Source organism: Pseudonocardia humida (assembly GCF_023898865.1).
GTDB classification, from domain to species: Bacteria; Actinomycetota; Actinomycetes; order Mycobacteriales; family Pseudonocardiaceae; genus Pseudonocardia; species Pseudonocardia humida.
This window is the reverse complement of sequence record NZ_JAGSOV010000035.1, coordinates 15,095-34,260: the sequence shown is the minus strand read 5'-3', so window position 1 is coordinate 34,260 and position 19,166 is coordinate 15,095. Positions and strand designations below refer to the sequence as shown.

At 74.7% G+C, this 19,166-nt stretch carries 25 protein-coding genes, 1 tRNA gene and 1 pseudogene; 10 read left to right on the top strand and 17 right to left on the bottom strand.

The annotated features are described in order from the left end of the window. The first annotated feature begins 40 nt into the window (after positions 1-40). Positions 41-811 carry a TetR/AcrR family transcriptional regulator gene (locus KDL28_RS15955; protein WP_252439321.1) on the top strand — a complete coding sequence of 257 codons (771 nt, stop codon included), beginning with the start codon at positions 41-43 and terminating at the stop codon, positions 809-811. Here KDL28_RS15955 and KDL28_RS15950 read toward each other — a convergent pair. Beyond that, positions 763-1,272, bottom strand: coding sequence for a MarR family winged helix-turn-helix transcriptional regulator (locus KDL28_RS15950; protein WP_252439319.1), 510 nt, complete (start codon positions 1,270-1,272; stop codon positions 763-765). The genes KDL28_RS15955 and KDL28_RS15950 overlap by 49 nt on opposite strands. Positions 1,273-1,322: 50 nt before the next feature. On the opposite strand from KDL28_RS15950, the gene KDL28_RS15945 reads away from it, so the two are divergent. Next, positions 1,323-1,775 carry a nitroreductase/quinone reductase family protein gene (locus KDL28_RS15945; RefSeq protein ID WP_252439317.1) on the top strand — a complete coding sequence of 151 codons (453 nt, stop codon included), beginning with the start codon at positions 1,323-1,325 and terminating at the stop codon, positions 1,773-1,775. Positions 1,776-1,840: 65 nt separating this feature from the next. On the opposite strand, the gene KDL28_RS15940 is transcribed toward KDL28_RS15945, so the two are convergent. Beyond that, the gene (locus KDL28_RS15940) at positions 1,841-2,656 is read right to left on the bottom strand and encodes an SDR family oxidoreductase (RefSeq protein ID WP_252439315.1); all 816 of its coding nucleotides are present in this window, start codon (positions 2,654-2,656) and stop codon (positions 1,841-1,843) included. A gap of 85 nt (positions 2,657-2,741) precedes the next feature. Between KDL28_RS15940 and KDL28_RS15935 the strand changes: the two genes are divergently transcribed. Continuing rightward, positions 2,742-3,641: a LysR family transcriptional regulator gene (locus KDL28_RS15935; RefSeq protein WP_252439313.1), complete on the top strand. Its 900-nt coding sequence runs from the start codon at positions 2,742-2,744 to the stop codon at positions 3,639-3,641. 4 nt (positions 3,642-3,645) lie between these two features. On the opposite strand, the gene KDL28_RS15930 is transcribed toward KDL28_RS15935, so the two are convergent. The 4 genes from KDL28_RS15930 to KDL28_RS15915 form a co-directional block, all read right to left on the bottom strand. Continuing rightward, a complete protein-coding gene (locus KDL28_RS15930) occupies positions 3,646-4,602 on the bottom strand; it encodes an AEC family transporter (protein WP_252439311.1) in 957 nt (318 codons plus the stop codon). A gap of 128 nt (positions 4,603-4,730) precedes the next feature. Next, the gene (locus KDL28_RS15925; protein WP_252439309.1) at positions 4,731-5,558 is read right to left on the bottom strand and encodes a class I SAM-dependent methyltransferase; all 828 of its coding nucleotides are present in this window, start codon (positions 5,556-5,558) and stop codon (positions 4,731-4,733) included. After that, complete coding sequence (locus tag KDL28_RS15920) at positions 5,555-5,782, bottom strand: DUF4287 domain-containing protein (RefSeq protein ID WP_252439307.1); 228 nt, start codon at positions 5,780-5,782, stop codon at positions 5,555-5,557. Before KDL28_RS15920 ends, KDL28_RS15925 begins: the two co-directional genes overlap by 4 nt. Positions 5,783-5,862: 80 nt before the next feature. Beyond that, positions 5,863-6,483 (bottom strand): maleylpyruvate isomerase N-terminal domain-containing protein, encoded by a 621-nt coding sequence (locus KDL28_RS15915; RefSeq protein ID WP_252439306.1) that lies wholly within the window; start codon positions 6,481-6,483, stop codon positions 5,863-5,865. A gap of 99 nt (positions 6,484-6,582) precedes the next feature. Here KDL28_RS15915 and KDL28_RS15910 point away from each other — a divergent pair, with 99 nt between their 5' ends. Further along, complete coding sequence (locus KDL28_RS15910; protein WP_252439305.1) at positions 6,583-7,038, top strand: hypothetical protein; 456 nt, start codon at positions 6,583-6,585, stop codon at positions 7,036-7,038. A gap of 10 nt (positions 7,039-7,048) precedes the next feature. Here KDL28_RS15910 and KDL28_RS15905 read toward each other — a convergent pair whose 3' ends face one another. From KDL28_RS15905 to KDL28_RS15895, 3 genes are read right to left on the bottom strand one after another with little or no spacing between them, the layout of a single operon-like run. Beyond that, a complete protein-coding gene (locus KDL28_RS15905) occupies positions 7,049-7,468 on the bottom strand; it encodes a PPOX class F420-dependent oxidoreductase (protein WP_252439304.1) in 420 nt (139 codons plus the stop codon). 16 nt (positions 7,469-7,484) lie between these two features. Then, complete coding sequence (locus tag KDL28_RS15900) at positions 7,485-8,030, bottom strand: RNA 2'-phosphotransferase (RefSeq protein WP_252439303.1); 546 nt, start codon at positions 8,028-8,030, stop codon at positions 7,485-7,487. After that, entirely contained in the window at positions 8,027-8,881 is an 855-nt protein-coding gene (locus KDL28_RS15895; RefSeq protein WP_252439302.1) for a LysR family transcriptional regulator, read from the bottom strand. The genes KDL28_RS15900 and KDL28_RS15895 overlap by 4 nt, the downstream gene beginning before the upstream one ends. A 69-nt stretch (positions 8,882-8,950) precedes the next feature. Between KDL28_RS15895 and KDL28_RS15890 the strand changes: the two genes are divergently transcribed. Beyond that, positions 8,951-9,454, top strand: a complete 504-nt coding sequence (locus KDL28_RS15890) for a hypothetical protein (RefSeq protein ID WP_252439301.1) — start codon at positions 8,951-8,953, stop codon at positions 9,452-9,454. 30 nt (positions 9,455-9,484) lie between these two features. On the opposite strand, the gene trpS is transcribed toward KDL28_RS15890, so the two are convergent. Together trpS and KDL28_RS15880 are read right to left on the bottom strand one after the other, a co-directional pair. After that, positions 9,485-10,450, bottom strand: a complete 966-nt coding sequence (gene trpS, locus KDL28_RS15885) for a tryptophan--tRNA ligase (RefSeq protein ID WP_252439300.1) — start codon at positions 10,448-10,450, stop codon at positions 9,485-9,487. Positions 10,451-10,640: 190 nt separating this feature from the next. After that, positions 10,641-11,072, bottom strand: a complete 432-nt coding sequence (locus tag KDL28_RS15880) for a DUF6194 family protein (protein ID WP_252439299.1) — start codon at positions 11,070-11,072, stop codon at positions 10,641-10,643. Positions 11,073-11,193: 121 nt separating this feature from the next. On the opposite strand from KDL28_RS15880, the gene KDL28_RS15875 reads away from it, so the two are divergent. Continuing rightward, positions 11,194-12,237: a hypothetical protein gene (locus tag KDL28_RS15875; RefSeq protein WP_252439298.1), complete on the top strand. Its 1,044-nt coding sequence runs from the start codon at positions 11,194-11,196 to the stop codon at positions 12,235-12,237. 51 nt (positions 12,238-12,288) lie between these two features. Here KDL28_RS15875 and KDL28_RS15870 read toward each other — a convergent pair whose 3' ends face one another. Both KDL28_RS15870 and KDL28_RS15865 read right to left on the bottom strand, forming a co-directional pair. Then, positions 12,289-13,035, bottom strand: a complete 747-nt coding sequence (locus KDL28_RS15870) for a class I SAM-dependent methyltransferase (RefSeq protein ID WP_252439297.1) — start codon at positions 13,033-13,035, stop codon at positions 12,289-12,291. Between the two features lie 10 nt (positions 13,036-13,045). Beyond that, a complete protein-coding gene (locus KDL28_RS15865) occupies positions 13,046-13,834 on the bottom strand; it encodes a CPBP family intramembrane glutamic endopeptidase (RefSeq protein WP_252439296.1) in 789 nt (262 codons plus the stop codon). Positions 13,835-14,084: 250 nt separating this feature from the next. Between KDL28_RS15865 and KDL28_RS15860 the strand changes: the two genes are divergently transcribed. After that, on the top strand, positions 14,085-15,260 hold the full coding sequence (locus KDL28_RS15860; RefSeq protein WP_252439294.1) for an alpha/beta hydrolase: 1,176 nt from the start codon (positions 14,085-14,087) through the stop codon (positions 15,258-15,260). Between the two features lie 113 nt (positions 15,261-15,373). Here KDL28_RS15860 and KDL28_RS42130 read toward each other — a convergent pair whose 3' ends face one another. The 3 genes and pseudogenes from KDL28_RS42130 to KDL28_RS15850 form a co-directional block, all read right to left on the bottom strand. Then, a complete protein-coding gene (locus KDL28_RS42130) occupies positions 15,374-15,688 on the bottom strand; it encodes a cupin domain-containing protein (protein ID WP_372496981.1) in 315 nt (104 codons plus the stop codon). 66 nt (positions 15,689-15,754) lie between these two features. Further along, on the bottom strand, positions 15,755-16,555 hold the full coding sequence (locus tag KDL28_RS15855) for a flavin monoamine oxidase family protein (protein WP_372496987.1): 801 nt from the start codon (positions 16,553-16,555) through the stop codon (positions 15,755-15,757). Between the two features lie 235 nt (positions 16,556-16,790). Beyond that, positions 16,791-17,009: pseudogene (locus KDL28_RS15850) on the bottom strand (FAD-dependent oxidoreductase); the annotation flags it as partial. Between the two features lie 88 nt (positions 17,010-17,097). On the opposite strand from KDL28_RS15850, the gene KDL28_RS15845 reads away from it, so the two are divergent. The 3 genes from KDL28_RS15845 to KDL28_RS40455 all read left to right on the top strand — a co-directional run bounded on the left by KDL28_RS15845 (position 17,098) and on the right by KDL28_RS40455 (position 18,972). Further along, positions 17,098-17,646 (top strand): TetR/AcrR family transcriptional regulator, encoded by a 549-nt coding sequence (locus tag KDL28_RS15845; RefSeq protein WP_252439290.1) that lies wholly within the window; start codon positions 17,098-17,100, stop codon positions 17,644-17,646. A gap of 461 nt (positions 17,647-18,107) precedes the next feature. After that, positions 18,108-18,734: a hypothetical protein gene (locus KDL28_RS15840; RefSeq protein WP_252439288.1), complete on the top strand. Its 627-nt coding sequence runs from the start codon at positions 18,108-18,110 to the stop codon at positions 18,732-18,734. Continuing rightward, the gene (locus KDL28_RS40455; protein ID WP_308216014.1) at positions 18,718-18,972 is read left to right on the top strand and encodes a tyrosine-type recombinase/integrase; all 255 of its coding nucleotides are present in this window, start codon (positions 18,718-18,720) and stop codon (positions 18,970-18,972) included. The genes KDL28_RS15840 and KDL28_RS40455 overlap by 17 nt, the downstream gene beginning before the upstream one ends. Before the next feature lie 78 nt (positions 18,973-19,050). On the opposite strand, the gene KDL28_RS15830 is transcribed toward KDL28_RS40455, so the two are convergent. Further along, positions 19,051-19,124 (bottom strand) — tRNA-Gly (locus KDL28_RS15830). Positions 19,125-19,166: the final 42 nt, after the last annotated feature.

Here is a 19,166-nt window from a genome sequence, read left to right as displayed (position 1 = left end):
AACTATAGGCGTATGGTCTACGGGATTTGCGAGGAGGACCGTGCCCACGGACAAGCCTGGCGACCCCGACCGCGTGCTCGCCCTGCTGTGGCGCCGCCACCGCCCGCTCCCCGACCGCCCCACCGGCCCCGGCCGCCCACCCCGGCTCTCGGTCGACGAGCTGGTGCGGGCCGCGGTCGAGCTGGCCGACGCCGACGGGCTGGCGAAGCTGACGATGGGCCGGGTCGCGACCGCGCTCGGCGTCGGCACCATGACGCTCTACAGCTATGTGCGCGCGAAGGCCGAGCTCGTCGAGCTGATGGTCGACGAGGTCCTCACCGACCGCGCCCTCCCCGGCCCCGGCGAGCCGCGCCCCGGCCCGTGGCGCGAGCAGGTCGACCTCTACGCCGAGCGCACCCTGGCCATGTACCGGCGGCACCCGTGGATGCGCCACGTCTCGGCGGCCCGACCGCCCGCCGGGCCCGGGACGATGGCCGAGCGGGAGTACGTCCTGTCCACCCTGACCGGCCTCGACCTCCCCCCGACGCAGCGCAACCTGGCCGCGCTGGCGATCGCCACGTTCGTCCGGTCGGCGGCGATGGTCGAGGTCGAGGACGAGGAGCTGGAGCGCGCGTCCGGGCAGTCCGGCGACGCGTGGTGGGCCGCGCGCGGCTCGCTCTGGGAGGACTACTTCGACGTCGAGCGCCACCCGTCGATGACCGCGGTGTGGAACGCGGGCGGCTTCGAGCAGAGCACCTGCGAGCAGGCCGCCGGGTCGCGCGCCTACGGCCTCGACCGCCTCCTCGACGGCATCGAGTCGCCGTCGCGGTAGGCGTCGGCGGCGCGTATCCGGGTGGCGTGCGCGCGCTGCAGCGCGACGCCCTCGGTCAGGAAGCGCTCGACGACGGCCAGCTCCGCGGGGGTGTAGTCGTCCAGCGCCCGCCGCCCCTCGGCCGCCACCGGCCCGTACGCGCGCTCGATCTGCGCGGCCGCCCCGGGCGTGAGGGCCAGGACCGTGCGGCGGCGGTCGGCCGGGTCGACCTCGCGGGTCAGGTGGCCTGCGGCGATCAGGCGCTGGACCGCCGTCGTCGTCGCGGCCGGGCTCAGCGCCACGGCCCGGGCCAGCGCCCCGGCCGACAGCTCCCCGGCCAACGCCACCGCCCCGACGATCCGCAGGTCGGTGCGGTTGACCCCGAGCACGTCGGCGACCGCCCCGTCGACCTCGTCGGCGGCGGCCCCGAAGTCGGCCGCGGCCCGGGCGACGCGGTCGTGCAGGTCCGATTGCTTCGACACTCGAAGTAATCTACCGTGGCCACGATCGTTCGACTATCGAAGGGATTTTGATGCCTCCGCCGATCGCCGCCCTGCCCGGCTGGTTGAAGCCGGCCAACCGCGTCGTCCGCGCCCTGCACCGGATCGGCCTCCCGGTCGGCACCATCCGCGTCCTGACCGTCCCCGGCCGCACCACCGGTGCCCCCCGCTCGACGCCCGTCTCCCCGCTGCGCGTCGACGGCCGGGAGTTCGTGATCGCCGCCCTCCCGAACTGCGACTGGGCCCGCAACGCCCGGGCCGCGGGGCGGGGGCAGCTGCGCCGGGGACGGCGGGTGCGGTCCATCGCCCTGACCGAGGTGCGCGACGCCGACCTGCGGCGCGAGGTGATGCGGGCGTTCCCGCGGGAGGTGCCGCACGGGGTGGCGTTCTTCGTGCGGATCGGGCTGGTGGAGGGGGCCGACCCCGACCGGTTCGGGGCGGTCGCGGACCGGGTCGCGGTCTTCGAGATCACCGACGCCCGCTGAGGCTCACCCGGCGTCCTCCTGGTGACCTCGCCGCCGGACCCGGCGGCCCACGAGGGCACCGCGACCTAACCCCTGTCGCTGCGCGCCGCCGACTCCCGCTGCTCCTCCACCTCGTCCAACCGCCCGCGCAGCGCCTCGCGCACCAACCGGTAGGCGTCGGACCCCAGCAGCAGCCGCCGCGGCGGGTCCGCCGCCTCCCCGGCCGCGATCATCGCCACGACCACCTTCGCCTGGTCGCCGGGCATGTCCTCGACCGGCAGCGTTCCCCGGTGCACGGCGGGGCTGTCGACGTAGGGGGCGAGCACGGGCGCCCGGACGCTCGACGCGTAGAACGTCGTCCCGACCATGCCGGGCTCGATCAGCGTGGTGCGGATGCCGAAGGGCTCGACCTCGGGGGCGAATGCCTCGAAGAAGCCCTCGATCCCCCACTTGCCCGCGTGGTAGAGCGCCATGCCGGGGAACGCGATGTGCCCGCCCATGCTGGAGACCTGCAGGATCCGCCCGCCGCCCTGGGCCCGCAGGTGCGGGGTGACGGCGCGGGCCAGCTGCACGGAGGCGGTCAGGTTGGTGGCCAGCACGTCCTCGACCTGGGCGTCGGTGAGCTCCTCGGCGGCGCCGAAGACGCCGTAGCCGGCGTTGGAGACGACGACGTCGATGCGGCCGACCTCGGCGAAGGCGGTGTCGACGACCGCGCGCAGGCGGGCGGTGTCGGTGACGTCGAGGGTGTGGCGGTGGAGGCGGTCGCCGTGGGCGGTGGCCAGGTCGTCGAGCCGGTCGGGCTCGCGCAGGGTCGCGACGACGCGGTCGCCGCGGGCCAGCAGCTGCTCGGTGAGTTCGCGGCCGAGGCCGCGGGACGCGCCGGTGAGGAACCAGGTGCTCATGAACCCATCGGACGACGGGACGGCGCGTTCATCAACGACCAGGATGGGTAGGTGCAACAGGCACTGCCTGTCGATGGGGGGCCACGTGGAGCTTCGCCAGCTGGAGTACGCGCTCGCGGTGGCCGACGAGCTGCACTTCGGGCGCGCCGCCGAGCGCATGCACGTGACCCAGCAGTCGGTCAGCGAGCAGATCCGCCGCCTCGAGCGGGAGCTGGGTGCGCCGCTGTTCACCCGGACCAGCCGCCGGGTGGCGGTGACGACGGTCGGCGAGGCGTTCCTCCCCGCGGCGCGGCGGGTGGTGGCGGCCAGCGCGCACGCGCGCGACGTCGGGCGCCGGGCGGCCAGGGGGTTGGCCGGCGAGGTCCGGGTCGGCTACGCCGAGGACGTCGACCCGCGGCTGATCCGGCTGGTCGCCCCGCACCTGGTGGCCCGCACGCCGCCGGTCCAGGTGGTCCCCCGCCCGATGACCACGCCCGACCAGATCACCGCGCTGCTCGAGCGCCGGATCGACGCGGGCTTCGGCTGGAACCCCGACCTGCCCGCCCCGCTCACCGGGCTGCTGGTCGAGCGGGCCGCGCTGGTCGTCGCGGTGGCCGCCGACCACCCGCTGGCCGCGGAGCCGGCCGTCGATCCCGCGCGGCTCTCCCAGCAGCCGCTGGTCCTGGTGCCGCGGTCGGTCAACGCGCTGCTGCACGACCGGATCGTCGGCCAGCTGGCCGCCCGCGGCGCCGCCGTGCGCATCCACCAGGAGGTCTCCAGCCTCGACCGGATGCTGCCGCTTGTGCTGGCCGGCTCCGCCGTCGGCATCTCCTCGCCGGCCGCGGCGGCGCTGCACGCGGTGCCCGGCGTCACCTACCTGCCGTTCACCGACCCGAGCCCGGTCATCGACTGCCACCTGCTCTGGCGCCGCGACTCCACCGACTCGGCCGTCGCCCAGCTCGTCGAGGTGGTCCGGGCGCTGCGCGACTCCGGCACGTTCCGGTAGCGCCTCACGCCAGCGCCGACACGGCCAGCAGCCAGGCCGGGCCGGTGGCCGCGAACGCCAGGGTCGAGGCCATCAGCGCGGCCGTCGTCTCGACCTCGCGCGCTTCGTAGCGCTGGGCGAACAGCTGCGCGTTCGACCCGGTCGGCAGGGCCGCGCACAGCACGACGACGGTCAGCGCGAGCCCGCGCAGCCCGGCCGCGTACCCGACGCCCAGCACGAGCGCCGGGTGGACCACCAGCTTCCCCACCGACAGCCACACCACTGGACCCGCCACCCCGCGCACGCCGTAGTGGGCCAGCGACAGCCCGATCAGCACCAGGCACAGCGGCACGACGGCCTGCCCCAGCAGCCCGAGCACCTCGTCGACGGGGCCGGGGATGGGCAGCCCGACCACGTTCACGACCAGCCCGAGCAGCACCGGCAGCACCACCGGGTGCACGACGGTCCGCCGGGCGGTCAGCAGCGCGGTCCCGACCACGCCCGGGCGGTCGGCGCCGCCCCGCTGCGAGAGGTCCGTCTCGACCAGCACCGTCAGCACGGTCAGCAGGATGACGGCGTGCAGGCTGGTGATCGGGACGTGCACGGCCAACCCGGGGTCGCCGAAGAGCCCGAGCACGATCGGGATGCCCAGCTGCACGGTGTTGCCGAACGTCGCCGTGATGGCCCGCACGGACGGGCCCGCGGCCTCGGCGCGCACCCGGACCCGCTGCACGGCGTAGACGGCCAGCAGCAGCGCCACCGTCGGTCCGAAGTAGACGCCGATCACGACCCAGGGCAGCGCGGTCAGGTCGATCGAGGCGGTCAGCCGGAACAGCAGCGCCGGGGTGAACACGAAGAACGCCAGGTCGGTGAGCAGCCGCAGCGACCGCTCCCCGGCGAACATCCGGGTGCGCCCGCAGCCGTAGCCGACCGCCACCACCGCGAAGATCGCCGCCAGCCGCGCGATGATCACCGTCGACACGGGGCGAGTATGCGCTACCGCACCCCGGCCCCGGCGCCGTCGGCCGGAACCGCGGGCGCGTGGCGGCGATCCGGAGGACAGCAACCACCACCGGCCCACCACGGCGTCGGTGCGCTCGGTCGCGGCCTTCAGGCCCGCCCGGCGGTGATGATCCACATGGCCGACGGGAAGGTGACGCCGTCCGGTCCGGAGTGCTCGCGCAGCGTCCGCCGCAGTGCGGCCACGGCACCGGCCCTGGCCGGCTCGTCGAGCTCGTCGAGCAGGTCCCGCATCAGCTCGGGGACCACCGCCTCCGCGACGGCGAGCTCGCCGTAGCGCCGCGGTGCGCGCGCGTCGGCGAAGCGCGGCTCGGCGAACCCGGCGGCCGTCAGGATCCGCCGCACGCGTTCGGGGTCGCCGAAGGAGAACGGGCCCGGTCCGTCGGTGGCCGGTGGCGGGAGCTCCCGGCCCCCGGCGGCGGCCCGGCGGATGTCGAGGAACCACGCGTTCTCCGCCACCGGCTGCCAGACCGCCAGCGCCATCAGGCCGTCGGGGCGCAGCGCGCGGGCCAGGTTGGTGAAGGCGGCGACCGGGTCGTCGAAGAACATCACCCCGTTCCGGCTGACGATCCGGTCGTAGCGGTCGGTGCCCAGGTCGGTGACCTGGACGTCGGCCCGCTCGAACCGGACGTGCCCCACGCCGGCGGCCGCGGCCCGCGCGCGGGCGACGTCGAGCAGCCGGGCCGACAGGTCGACGCCGGTGACGCTGCCGCCCGCAGCCAGCCCGGCCAGCTCGAAGGTCGCGCGGCCGGCGCCGCACCCCACGTCGAGCACCGCCGCGCCGGGCTCGACGGCCGCGGCCGCGAGCAGCGCCGGGAGGTGGTCGGCGGTCTGGAGGTCGAAGTGGTCGGCGTGCTCGGCCCACAGGTCGCCGGTGGGGCCATCCCAACCGCCGATGGTGCCACCGGGCGCCGTCATGCCGTGCGGGCCTGCGCGAGCGTGTGGGCGACCACCGCGTTGGCGTGGCCGTGGCCCATGCCGTGCTCGGTCTTGAGCAGTGCCACCAGCTCCATGTGCTTGGCGGCCGGGTCGGCCGCGACGGCGGCGCGCACGACGTCCATCCACTCCTCGACGGGGCGGCCGTACTTCTTCTCGATCATCGGGAAGTAGGTGGTGGGGCCGGGGGCCTTCTGGTCTGCCATGTGCCTGCACCTCTCGTTCGGGGGGGAGCCGTCACAGCCACGACCGGCACCCGCCGCGGAACTCATCGCCCGCACCGCGATCAGACCACGCAGAACCCCGCGGGCAGCGGCCGCCGCCCGGTCAGCGCCAGCAGCACCGCCTCGCCCTCGCCCAGCCGCACGGCCACCTCGGCGCTCATCCCGAGGGCCTCCGACAGCACCCCGGGCGCGAACACGACCTCGCCGCCGGTGGCCGCGGCGATGTCCAGACCGTGCACGACCAGCTCGAACGTCCTGGTCGTGAGGTAGCGGTCCACCCGCATGCCCCCGGCGATTGTCTCCACCACGGTGTCCGGGCCGACCTCGGCTACCTTCGCCGTCGCTGGCCCGATCAGCGCCCGGAACGCCGCCGCCGGGTCGTCGCCGAGCTGCGCCCCTGCCCGCCTGCCGCGCTCGACGATCGCCTCCGGGTCGGCGGTGCCGGGGATCGTCCCGGTCTTGATCAGCGCGTAGTACTCGGCGGCGCTGCCCACGCGTTCCTCCACGGCGGGGCCGTCGAGGTAGGTGATGACGGTGACCAGCGACCGGCTGGTGTGCCCGACGAGCGCCCGCAGGTCCCACGCGCCGAGCCCGGGCCCGTCCCAGGCGTCGGGGGCGACCCGGTCGAGGAGGTCGGCGACGGTGGCGGCGGCATCGGCGAACAGAGCGGCGGGATCCGGCACGCGCCGCACTATATTTCCGGCGGTGCCGGGGCCTTCGTGCGCTACCGGAGCCCCACCGCACCGGCGGGCGGGGTGCCATACTTCCGCCGGGGGGGTCGGATGACTGTCGCGTTCGGACGCCTCGGCCGGGCGTTCCTGCTGGCTGCGGCGGTGGCCGCGGTGCTGGCCCTGGCCGCGTACCTCGTGCTGGACGGCACGCCGCGCTGGGTGACGGCGATGGTGCTGGGCATCCTCGCCGTCGTCGCGCTGGTGCAGGGCGTCGTCTGGACGGCGCTGCAGCACCGCATGTTCGGCAGCCCGGCGGCGCTGCGCCGGGTCGCCGAGAGCGGTCACCGGCGCACGGCGGTCGTGGAGTCGGTGGCCGGCACGTCCGGCCGGATCGGCGGCGAGCCCATCGCCCGGGTCGGGCTGCGCATCGACGGCGCGGTCGTCGAACGGCGGGTGCGCGTGCCGTTCGACTACGCCTCGGTGCTGCGCCCGGGCGCGACGCTGCCGGTGCGGGTCGATCCGGCAGGCTCGCGGGCGATGGTCGTCGAGTGGTCGCGGGTCCGGTGAGCGCGGCGGGTCAGCGCGCCGCCCACGGCCCGACGCCGCCGACGCGCTCGACGGCGTACCGGATGACGTAGCCGGATCCCTTCGGCGCCGGGAACCCGGCGTCGGGGGCCATGTAGACGCGGGCGAGCCGGTCGAGCAGGTCCCAGGCGGCCTCGGTCGGCTCGATCGTGGCCCGCGCCCGCAGCACGGCGTGCTCGGCGAGGAAGACCCCGGGCCGGCGCGGAGCGTCGAACGAGAGCACGACGCGCGGGTCGCGCTCGATGTTGCGCAGCTTCGCGTACCAGCCCATGTGGCCGCTGACCAGGTCGTCGCCGTCGAGTCCGACCCAGATCGCGGAGACCTGCGGGCTCCCGTCGGCGTTGGTCGTGCTCAGGTGCACGAGCGGGCCGGACTCGACCAGTTCCCGCAGTCGCGGGTGCAGTGCGCTCACGGGCGGATGGAAGCCGTCACGCTCCGCGGGTGTCAACGGAGATCCACTCCGGCGGCACCCGAGCGGTCAGCCACACGCCGTTGCTCGCCCGGTGGAACACCGACCCGGCGGCGTGCATGCCGGCGGCGTCGACCCGCAGCACGACCGGTCGACCGCGCCGGGCCCCGACCACCCGGGCCGTCGCCACGTCGGCGGAGAGGTGCACGTGCGTGCGCCTGCCCGGTCGCAGCCCCTCGGCGGTGATCGATTCCAGGAACCGCTCCACGGTCCCGTGGAACAGCACGTCGGGCGGCGTCGCGGGCTCCAACTGCAGGTCGACGGGCTGCGAGTGGCCCTGGGCGGCCCGGATGCTGTCGCCGTCGAGCTCGTAGCGGCGCTTGTCGCTGCCGGCCACGACGGCCTCCAGTCGGGCCCGGTCGACCGCCCGGCCGGCGCGGGCCAGCCCGGCCAGCAGGTCGTCGACCGCGACCCACCCGCCCGGCCCCAGCTCGACCCCGGCCGCGGCCGGGTCGTGGCGCAGCACGTAGGCCAGGAACTTGCTCAGCGCGACGTCGTCGGTCATGCCGCCAGCCGTTCCACGAGGTCGGCCACCCGGTCGCGGCGCGCGGGCCGCCACGCCGCCCAGTACCGGACGGTCGGCAGGTCCTCGACCGGCACGGCGACCAACCCCGCGGGCAGCTCGACGCACCCGTTGACGACCGTGGCGCCCAGGCCGAGCCCGGCGAAGTGCACCAGCAGGTCCCACCCGTCGGCCTCGGCGCGGACGCGGACCGCGGCGCCCGCGGCGAGCAGGGCGCGGTCGAGCGCGCGGCGGTGGGGCCGGTCGGCGGGCGGCAGCACCAGGTCGAGACCGTCCACGTCGGACACCGCGACGGCGTCGCGCCCGGCCAGCGGGTGCCCCTCCGCCACCACCAGCACCTGCGGGTAGGCCGCGACCGGGCACACCTCGACCCCGGCGCCGGGCGCGTCGAACCCGACCACGGCCACGTCCGCCGCCCCGGACAGCACCGCGGCCATGGCCGCGTCCCGGTCGGCCGTCACGACGTGCAGCCGGCGCCCGTCGCGCAGCACCTCCCGCAGCGCATCGGCCACGACCCAGCGGAGGGCCCCCCGGCCCGCGGCGACGGTCAGCGCGGGGCGGGTGTCGTGCAGGTCGGCCAGGAAGTCGTCGACGCGGCGGCGGGAGTCGGCGGCGAAGGCGGCCACCCGCCTGCCCTCGACCGTCAGCCGCAGCACCCGCCCGTCGCGCTCGTAGAGCGCCACCCCGAGCGCGGCGGCCAGCTTGGCGATCTTCACGTGCAGCGAGGGCTGGCTGATGCGCAGCTCGGTGGCGGCCCGGGTGAAGTTGAGGTGCTCGGCGAAGACGGCGAACGACCGGACCGCGTCGGCCTCGACCAGGTCCCGCTCGCCCATAGGCCAGAACTATAGAGCACCGGACCATCCATAGTTCCGGATCGGACTCGCGGCCCCCACGCTGACGGCATGGACGACATCCGGTTCGGCGTCGACATCGGCCGCGTGATCATCGCCGGCCCCGACCACCCCGGCGGCGGCGACACCGCCTTCTTCACCGGCGACGAGGCGACCATGCTCGCCACCCCCGAGGTCCCCGGCGCCGTCGACGCGCTCGCGCGGCTCGTCGAGCGGTCGGACGGACGGGTGTGGCTGGTCTCGAAGTGCGGGCCGCGGGTGCAGGACCGCACCCGGCGCTGGCTCGCCGCGCACGACGTCTTCGGCCGCACCGGCATCGACCCCGCGGCGCTGCGGTTCTGCCTGCGCCGACCGCAGAAGCGCGACCACTGCCTGGACCTCGGCCTCACCGACTTCGTCGACGACCGCCCCGACGTGCACGACGCCATCCGCGGCGCGGTGCGGCGCCACTACCTGTTCGGGCCGCAGCGCGGGCCGGCGCCCGACTACGTGGAGGTCACGCAGACGTGGGCCGACGTGCTGGACGCGGTGGAGCGGAGCAGCACCTCCGGGTAGAGCGGGACCGGCACCGCGCACGGCTGGTCGTCATCCGCCCGCGCCGATCAACCGCAGCGCGGAGCTCAGCCGCTGCTCGCCCCGCTCGGCGGCCCGGGCAGCTCCGTCCCTGCGCACCCGGGCCAGCTCGCCCGCGTCCGCGAGCAGCGCGACCGTCCGCTCGCGGACCGGGCGCAGCGTCTCGATCACCGCCTCCGCCACGGCCTCCTTCACCGCGCCGTAGGAGGCGAACTCCGCGGCCAGATCGGCCGGGCGGCCACCGCGGCAGCCGGCCAGGATCTCCAGCAGGTTCGCCACCCCGGGTCGCTCGCCCGGCGCGTAGACGACGTCGGTGGACGCGTCGGTCACGGCGCGCCGCACCTTGCGCCGGATCAGGTCGGGCTCGTCGAGCACGAACACCACCCCGGCCGCGTCCCGCGCCGACTTCGACATCTTCCGCGCGGGATCGGCCAGGTCGCGCACCCGCGCGCCGGTCGGCGGCAGCACCGCCCGGGGCACCGCGAACACCTCGCCGTAGCTGCCGTTGAACCGCCGGGCCAGCGCTCGCGCCAGCTCGACGTGCTGGTTCTGGTCCTCGCCCACCGGGACCTCCGCCGCGCCCTGCAGCAGGATGTCCGCGGCCATCAGCACCGGGTAGGTCAGCAGGCTCAGCCGCACGCCGGCCCGCCCGCTGCCCTTCTCCTTGAACTGGATCATCCGGGCGGCCTCGCCGAAGCTGCAGGTGCACTCCAGGACCCAGGTCAGCGCACCCAGCTGGCGCGCCAGGTCCGACTGCACGAACACCCGCTCGGCCGGGATCCCGGAGGCCACCAGCACGGCCAGCGCCTCGCTGGTGCGCGCCCGCAGCCGGGCCGGGTCGTGGCTCGTCGTCATCGCGTGCAGGTCGGAGACGAAGTACAGGTCGTCCGGTCCGCCGTCGGACGCCCAGCGCCGGATCGCGCCGAGGTGGTTGCCGAGGTGGGGGTGGCCGGACGGGGTGATGCCGGACAGTCGCATCGATGTCCCCTCGGGTCGGTGGCCACCCCGCCACGGCCCGGGAACGCACCGAGGCCGCCCGCGCGGGCGGCCTCGATGGCTTCGCTGATCGTCAGCGCACGTCGGAGGAGCCGCCTGCCTGCGGCCACCAGCTCCTCCCGATCGTGCGCATCGCGGCAGGCTAGCAGCGGAGCTGGGGCGGTTCCGCCGGTTATCGACGCGCCTCGCGCCGGCGTGCGGCGTTGTCGTGCTTGCGCACGGCGAACGCGTGCGCGTCGGCGAGCAGCTGCTGGACCAGGGGCCAGGTGGTGTCGGGGTTGAGCACGGACACCCAGTTCATCGAGCCGTAGACGGGGTGCGGGAACAGCACGTCCAGGGCCGTCGTGTCGTACTCGGCGTCCGGGTCGACCAGCTCGCGGAAGCGGTCGCGCGGGAGCCCGATGTTGAGCCGGAACACCCCGGGCCGGTCGAGGTCGGACGCCGAGTCGTAGGCGTCGGAGGTCATGACGGTGGCCCAGCCCTGGCGGGGGCGCTGCTCGTAGTCGCCGTCCGGGTCGTGGATGGCGTAGATGTCCGCGCCGCCTTCGACGATCAGGGTGTCGGGGAACGCGGCGATGAAGGCACGGAGTGCGTCGAGATCCACGTCAGCAGACGAGCACGTTACGGACGACGGCCGCCCGAGACAAGTGATGAACATCACATCCATTTCTCGGATCAGTAGTCCTGCTGAGGTCCCGACCACGGTGCACAGCCATGATCGACCCGTGCCGACGACGCGGACGGGCCCGCAGAGCCTGCGGCAGCGCTCGGCCGCCAACCCGTGGGTGCGCCACCTCCTGCTCCTGCTCGCCGGGGCCGCACTCGTGCTGCCGGTCGAGTGGGTGGTCCACGCGGCGTCCCCGACCGCGGACACCCGCGCGGTGGTCGTCGAGTCCAGCGTGGAGCGCCGCGGGTCGACCGGTCGCGTCAGCTACATCCACAACGCCGTCGCCGTCACCGCCGACGGCGCCGCGATCGACCTCGACGCCGCCGGCAGCGGGGCCGGCGCCCTCGCCGAACTCGACCTCGGCGCGCCCGTCGTGATCACCCGGTCGGCGGCCGACGGCCGGGTCCTGCTGGTGCGCGCGCCGCAGACCGTGATCGACGTCGAGAACCACTGGGGGGCCGTCGTCCTGCGCGTCGGGTGCCTGCTGGTGGCCGGAGCCGCACTGTGGCTGGGCTGGGTCGCACCGCGCGCGGTGGTCGTCGCGTTCGCGCTGATGCCGCTCGGAGCGGCCCTGGTCCTGGTCGTCCTGCCGCGCCAGCACGACATCGGCGCCTACCCCTACCCGGTCCGCGACGCCATGCAGCACTACCTCGACCCGCCCACCGCCACGCCGTCCGACCCCAACCGCAGCACGTTCCGCGTCGACGCGGTCGTGCCCATCGGGACCGCGGTGCCGACGGACCTCGACACGACCGTCACCGTCACCGGACCACCGCGGACCGGGCTGCCCGCCGGAGCGGACCCCGGGATCGACGAGGTCTTCTCGACGGTCCGGATCCCCGTGCGCGTCGAGCCCGCCCCACCCGCCCGGCGCGCCCGCCTGCCCACCGTCCTGCTCCTGCTCGGGGAGGGCCGCGGGAGCACGGTGCGGCTCGACCAGGAGCCGGCCTGCGCAGGCGCCCCGGACGCCGTCCCGGACCGGCACGACGGACCGCGGGAGGGGTACGTCTGCTACGCCGTGCCCGACGACTTCGAGGCCCGCTACCTGGTCCTGCGCAACGACGACGTGGCCGTCGACCTGCGCTCCGCACCCCCGCCGTGAGCCCCCGCCACCGCCCGACGAGCGTCGGTGCCCGTTCCCGCTCCGGGAGCGTCAGGCGTCGCCGCGCCGCAGCATCACCAACGGCGTGACGTAGTGCTCGGTCACCGTCCCGCCCAGGTCGCGAGCCGCCCGGCCGGCCGCGGCCGCCTCGTCGGCGGTCCAGTCGCTGAAGGTGCGGAACAGCCCGTGGACCTGGTCCGCGCCGAGGTCGATGCGCCACCGGAACTCCTCGACGTGGACGACCGCGAACGCGCCGCTCGCCGACAGGCGTTCGGCCCACCGCGCCGTGTCGAGCTCACCGGGACCCGGCCGGACCGGCTCGTCGCCCCGCCGGGCGACGATCGCGTCCACGCGGTCCCGGAACCGCGTCCGCACCCGGGGATCGCCGAACGCCGTGCGCCACACCGCGAAGTGCCCACCCGGTACGACGGCCCGGTGCAGCGCGGGGAGCACGACGTCCAGGTCGAGCCAGTGCACCGACGTCGCCGCCACGGCCAGGTCGAACCGGGCCCCACCCAGCTCGGCGTCCTCGGCGCGGGCGACCACGACCCGCGCCCCCGGGCACCGCTGCCGGAGGCGGGCGGCGAGGGCGCCACCCGGTTCGACCGCCACGACCTCGGCGCCCGCTCCGAGCAACCGCGCCGTGGCCTGGCCGGAACCGGCGCCCAGTTCGAGCACGCGCACGCCGGGTCGCAGCACCCCGAGCTCCCCGAGGCGGCTCCACAGCGCCTCCGGGTAGGGCGGGCGCGCCTTCTCGTAGGTCTCGGCGAGGGCGTCGAAGTGCAGGGGACCGGCCACACCGCCGACGCTACGAGCTCCCGTCGCCGCGCGGGGGACGGCGCCCGGCGAGGAGCACGACCGCCACCGCCATCAGCACGAACGTGCACTCGCGCACCGCGTCGAAGAACGCGAAGCCGGGCGGGACGAAGCTGAACACCTCCCGGAAGGGCAGTCCCGTCCAGGTGTTCTCCGCGGCGTGCATGAGCGCGACCAGCAGGACGCTGCCCCCGGTGGCGTCGAACAGCCACGCGTAGACCACCGACGCCGCCACGACGCCGACGGTGAACCAGGCGAGCGTCGCCGTCGGTCCTCCGTACTCGACGAGGATCTTCGGGTAGTGCCAGACGGCCCACAGCAGACCGACCACGACGCTCGCCCGCACCGACCCGTGCCGCTCCTGCAGGCGAGGCAGGGCGAACCCGCGCCACCCGAACTCCTCGCCCAACCCGGCCAGCACGAAGATCAGCACGAAGTTGATCGGCGTCGACAGCAGCACCGGCACCGAGGGCGGCGCCAGGTCGGCGGGGAAGAACACGGCGGTGACGGCGTAGGCCACCGCGAGCACGGTGGCGCCGAGCCCGACGAGCGCCACGACGTAGAACCGCACCGGCACCCGCCAGCGCAGCACGCGCCGCCACAGCGCCCGAACCCCCTCCCGCCCCTGCGCGAGGTAGGTGACGACGAACGCGCAGACGCTCGGCCCGACGAGCGTCAGCACCGCAGACCCCGGCATGAACACCTGCACCGGCCAACTGACCACGGCCAGCAGCACGCAGAACACCACGACGGGGTGCCGCCGCACGATCGTGGAGCTCACCGCTCCCGCACCCCGTCCATCCGGATGATCACTCATCTACGACGAGGGCGTAGCGGTACCCCTCGGCCCCCTTCCCGGTGGAACCGGTACGCACGCCCGTCGCCGTGCCGGACGAACGCGAAGCCGTGCACGTCATCCACCGCGCACCCCCTTCACCCCGGCCGCAGGATCGCACGGACCCGCACCTGGACCAGCGTTCCCACTATTGGTAATAATACGGGAAGTGGAAGCGGTCGAGTCGGGAGGCACCATGTCGGCGATCGAGGTGCGACGCCGGGTCCGCCGACGCGTGGGAGTCGCGGTGCTCCTGGTCGTCGCGCTGCTGCTGGGGTACCTGGTCGTGGTCGGGTTCCTGCGCTCCCGACCCCTGGCGCTGCCCACACCCAGCGGCCCGCACCCGGTGGGACGGGTCATCACCACCGTCGACGCGGCCGGCACGACCACAGCCGAGGCGCGCCGCGCCGCCTGGATCTGGTACCCCGCCGACCCCCGAACCGCGGGCACCGCCGCACCCGCCGAGTACGTCCCCGAGGGCTGGTCCGGCCCGGGTTCGCTGCCACCCACGATCGGCCTCGGCTGGTTGCTGCAGGACGTCGACGCCGTGCGGCCGTCCGCGCGCCGCGACGCCGTTCCCGCACCCGGCCCGCACCCGGTCGTCGTGCTCGCCCCCGGCTACGAGAACGCGCCGTGGATGTACAGCGCGCTGGGCGAGGAGCTCGCGAGCCGCGGCCACGTCGTCGCGGTCCTCGTCCCGCCGAGCACCCCGGCCCGGGTCGTCGACGGGCAGCCCCGCACGACCCCGACCGCCTCCGCCCCGCCGGCCCCGGACGAGATCGACGCGCTGCTCCAGCAGGAGGCCACCGACATCGTCGCCCTCCACGCTGCCCTCACCACCGCCCCACTCGTCGCCGGCCTCGACGTGCAGGAGGACCGCACGGTGTTCATCGGGCACTCCCTCGGCGGCGGCGCGGCCGTTCTGGCCTGCGAGCTCACCCCGCGATGCGTCGGGTCGACCAACCTGGACGGCCCGCAACCCGCCCTCCCCACCGGCGCGCCGACCAAGCCCGAACTGCTCCTCGCCGCGGACGCCGGCTGCGCCGCCGTCACCCCATGCGCCGGGGAGGGGCAGCCGGCCGAGTACCTCGACTGGTTGAGCCGGCGACGAGCCGCGACCCCGCCGAGCACGATCGCGACGATCACCGGAGCCGGGCACAACGCCTTCGGCGACCCGGCCCACTACTTCGTCGCCTGGCCCGTTCAGGGCCTCTCCGGCACCGGCCCGATCCCCCCGATGCGGATGCACACCGTCCTGACCACCGTCCTGGGCACCACCATCGACCGGTTGCTCCGCGACGGGCAGCTCGACGGGGTGCTCGTCGAGGACGCCCGTGAGCTCCCCGAGCTCGACGTCATCCCCGCAGGCTGATCGCCGCGGAGCCGGGGCACGGGCCCGACTCGTGCCGGATCGACCCGACCCTGCTCCAGCGCAGCGATCAGAGGCGCTCGGCTCCGGCGAGATGGCGGTTGCGGGCGCGCGGGTCAGCCGGGGCACCCACCCCACGAACACGCACTCACCTCGTCGAAGGAACCGGCCGCCGAGGTGGAGAACAACCGCGCCGCCGTGCTCCCGGCGTTCCGGACACCGTGCGTCACGCCGCCGGGGATGAACACCGCCGACCCGGCGCGCAGCGGGTGCTCCACTCCGTCCAGCGCGAGCACCAGCTCGCCCCGGACCACGTAGTAGATCTCCGCCTGCTCGCCGGCTCCAGGTCCGCGACGCCGGAGGTGAACCGCTCGGTCCGGGAGGCGGGTCCGCCGAGCAGGGTGCGGAGTGCCCCGCCAACCTCCGATCATCGAAGGACTCGTGGCAGGTGACGGCACCGCCACAGGCCGACGACAGCGCACCGGTTGAAGATCGAGCTAAGACAGCGTCGCCAAGACTTCGCGGGCCGCGCGCAGCCCGGACTCGACTGCACCCTCCAGGTACCCGGTCCAGGTCCGGGCCGTCTCCGCGCCCGCCCAGTGGACCCGGCCCGCAGGTGTCGGCGGCGCGGTGAGTGTGGCGAGAGCGCCTACGCGGGGAAGCGCCGAGTAGCCGCCGCGGACGTGCGGGTCCTCCTGCCACGCCTTCTCGTGCCAATCCACCGGGTGGTTGGCGGGGGCGCCCAGCGCGTGGGCGGCGGTGCCCAGCACGGTGTTCCGTCGTTCCTCCGGGATCATCGCGGCGAGGGCGCGGGCGCGGTGGCCGGGGACGAGCGCGGCGAGGTGGCCGGGGCCGTCCGGAGGTGAGACGTCGAAGATCATCGGGACCAGTGCGTTGATGGCGATGACCTCGCCGCTGCGCCCGGTCGCGCGCCAGTACGGGGTGTCGTAGACGGCGACTGCCTTGTAGACGGTGCCCATGATGGTGTTGCGCGCGGCGCGGTCCGCGGGGAGCGGCGGGGCGTGTCGGATGTCTGCGGCGACCGGGGGCGGCACGGCCACGATGGCGTTGTCCGCGCGGATCCGGCCGCTCGGGGTGTCGACCACGACGTGGCCCGGGGTGCGGGTGATCGCGGTCGCCGGCCGGGCCAGGTGGATGTCGAGGTCGGCGGCCATCCGTTCGGCGAGCGCCCCGGCGCCTCCCGTGAGCAGCGACTCCTGCGCGCCGCCTTCGACGCCGAACATCGATCTGAGCCCACCCGAAACCCGGACCGCCGTGGTGAACGCGTGCAGGGACACCTGGTCGGCATCGGCCGCGAGGGCTTCCGCGACGACCACTTCCAATCGGGCACGTGCCGCTCGGTGCGGGACCCTGGCCAGCCAGTCGGCGATCGTCGTGTGGTCGTCCTCGGGCGCCCCTCATGGAGAGGCGCAGCAGGGCAGCGCCGGTGACGAGAGTGGTCAGGAACGACCTGGTGACCCTGCCGCCGTCCAGGAACACGCGCTTGCCCCGTGTGGGCGTGGCGAAGGTGCGCACGTCGTGTTCGAGGGCGAGTTCCGCCATCCGAGCGTGGTCCCGGCCGATCCACACACCGCCCAGGTCCACCGCCGAGCCCATGGCCGATCGGACGGTCTGTGCGCGCCCGCCCACCCGCTGCGCCGCTTCCAACACCGTCACGTCGACGCCCTTGCGGCGCAACTCCCGGGCCGCCGCGAGCCCGGCAAAGCCCGCACCGATGACCACCACGATCATGCAACAACAGTTGCACAACGTCCGTTGCATTACAAGGTACGCTGAGCGCATGCCCCGCCAGGTCGACCACGCAGCCCGACGTGACGCCGTGAGCGACGCGGTGCTCGCCATCGCCGCCGACCGCGGCTTCACCGCCGTGACCATCCGTGCCGTCGCCGAACGGGTCGGCGGGTCCACCTCTGCGGTCACCCACTACATCGCCGGTAGAGACGAGTTGCTCCGCCATGCCGTGCAGCGGGAGATCGCCACGCGCAAGACCGAGGCCGAGGCAGCCGTCACGGGCCTGTCCGGCGCGGCCGGTCTGCAGGCCCTGGTGCGCTGGGCGGCCGCGGACCTGAACGACCAGGTACGCCGCTTCTGGCTGGCCCTGCTGATCGCCGCCCCCGCCGAGCCGGTGCTGCGAGCGGAACTGGATGGGTTCAACAGATGGTGGGACACGCTCATGCGCGGCTTCGTCGCGGAGTCCGGCGTCCCGGATCCCGACGTCGTCACCGACACGTTGGACGTCGTCGTCAACGGCATGATCATCGCGAGGCTCGAGGAATCGGGACCGGTCGACCCGGCCCGACGCGACCGAGTGCTGGATCGCGTCTGGGCGGCACTCGGTCTGCCAGCGTGGCGTCGGGGACGTCGGTGAACAGGGCGGGCCTTGCCCACGAAACCGGGCCGTGGTCCGGATTGGCCGGCCGGTTGCGGTTGCCTGGGTCGCGCAGCTCCCGGTCTCGCGCTGCCCTGGGCCCGGGCGGGATCAGGCCTCGGTGACGACCCGCCACGGCGCGGTCGGCACCGCCGCTGACGATCTTGCCGCGGCATCACCGCTGGTCAGAGTTGGAGCGGGCGACGGGAATCGAACCCGCGTAGCCAGTTTGGAAGCGAGGGGCGGCGGTAGACGAGCCGACCTGCACAGACACAGTGGCGAGTGAGGACGTCTCGCGTCCCTGCGGCTCCCCCCGTACCCCGCCAGCACCCGACCCATCTGGCACACATCTGGCACGTACCCAGGCACCGCCGATGGCGTCGATCGGGCCGTTCGAGTGCCCCGCCTCACGCGAAGCCCGCAGCACACAGGACGTCCCCCGGCGTGAAAAGGTAGCGATCGTGGAGTCGGGATCCGCGAGCGACGAGGCGCGGCTGGCGCAGGCCGAGTCGTTGCTGGGGGGACGACCGGACGCGCAGGCCCGGAAGCGGTTCCGGCGGCGCCTCCTGCTCGCCGTGGGCGCCGTGCTGGTGGCCGGCGCGGCGGGCATCGTGACGGCGCTGGTGTTCCCCGACAGCTCCTCGCCGCGGAGGTCGGGGTCGTCCGCCGCGCAGGAGACCATCGCGATGGTCCTCTCCTTCGCCGGTCTGGCGGTGGTCGTCGTCGCCATGGTGTTCTTGTGGCGCGCCATGCGCCGCGCGGGCGGATGGCGGGCTCCGCACCTGGCGCTGAGCCGCGCGCAGCGCAAGGACCTGCTGGCCCAGGTCCGCGGGCTGCGCCCGGCCGACCCGGCCCGGCTGCCCCTGACCCGCAATCTCGCCCTGCGGGTGGTGGGCCAGCGCTGGCTCGTGCTCATGTCCGTCGGCCTGTGCCTCAACACGGCGGCCCAGTGGATCTCGTCCCCGTCGGCGTGGCGCGGCGCGTTCACGATCGTCTGGGTCGTCTTCCTGGTCGGGGCCGCGCCGTTCATCGAACGCGAAGCGCGGCGCGCGCAGCGCTTCCTGGCCGCGCATCCCCCTACCGACTGACCGCTCCGGAGCGAATCCCGCCCTGCACCTGCACGATCTGCGGCACACGGGCGGCACCCTGGCCGCGCAGACCGGAGCGACGTTGAAGGAGGTCATGTCGCGGATCGGCCACGGCTCAGCCCGCGCAGCGATGATCTACCAGCACGCCACGAGCGAGCGGGACCAGCGGATCGCCGAGGCGCTGAACCTGATGATCGAGGAGGCGCGGGCGGTCGGCGAGGAGGCCGCCGCCGACTGATCTGGCACGAATCTGGCACGAACGACGATGGCCGCCGTCCCGGTGACTGGGTCGGCAGCCGTTGTTGCTGGTCAGAGCTGGAGCGGGCGACGGGAATCGAACCCGCGTAGCCAGTTTGGAAGACTGGGGCTCTACCATTGAGCTACGCCCGCGACGCCCCACGCGTGGAGCCTGGCCGAGTCTACCCGGCGTCC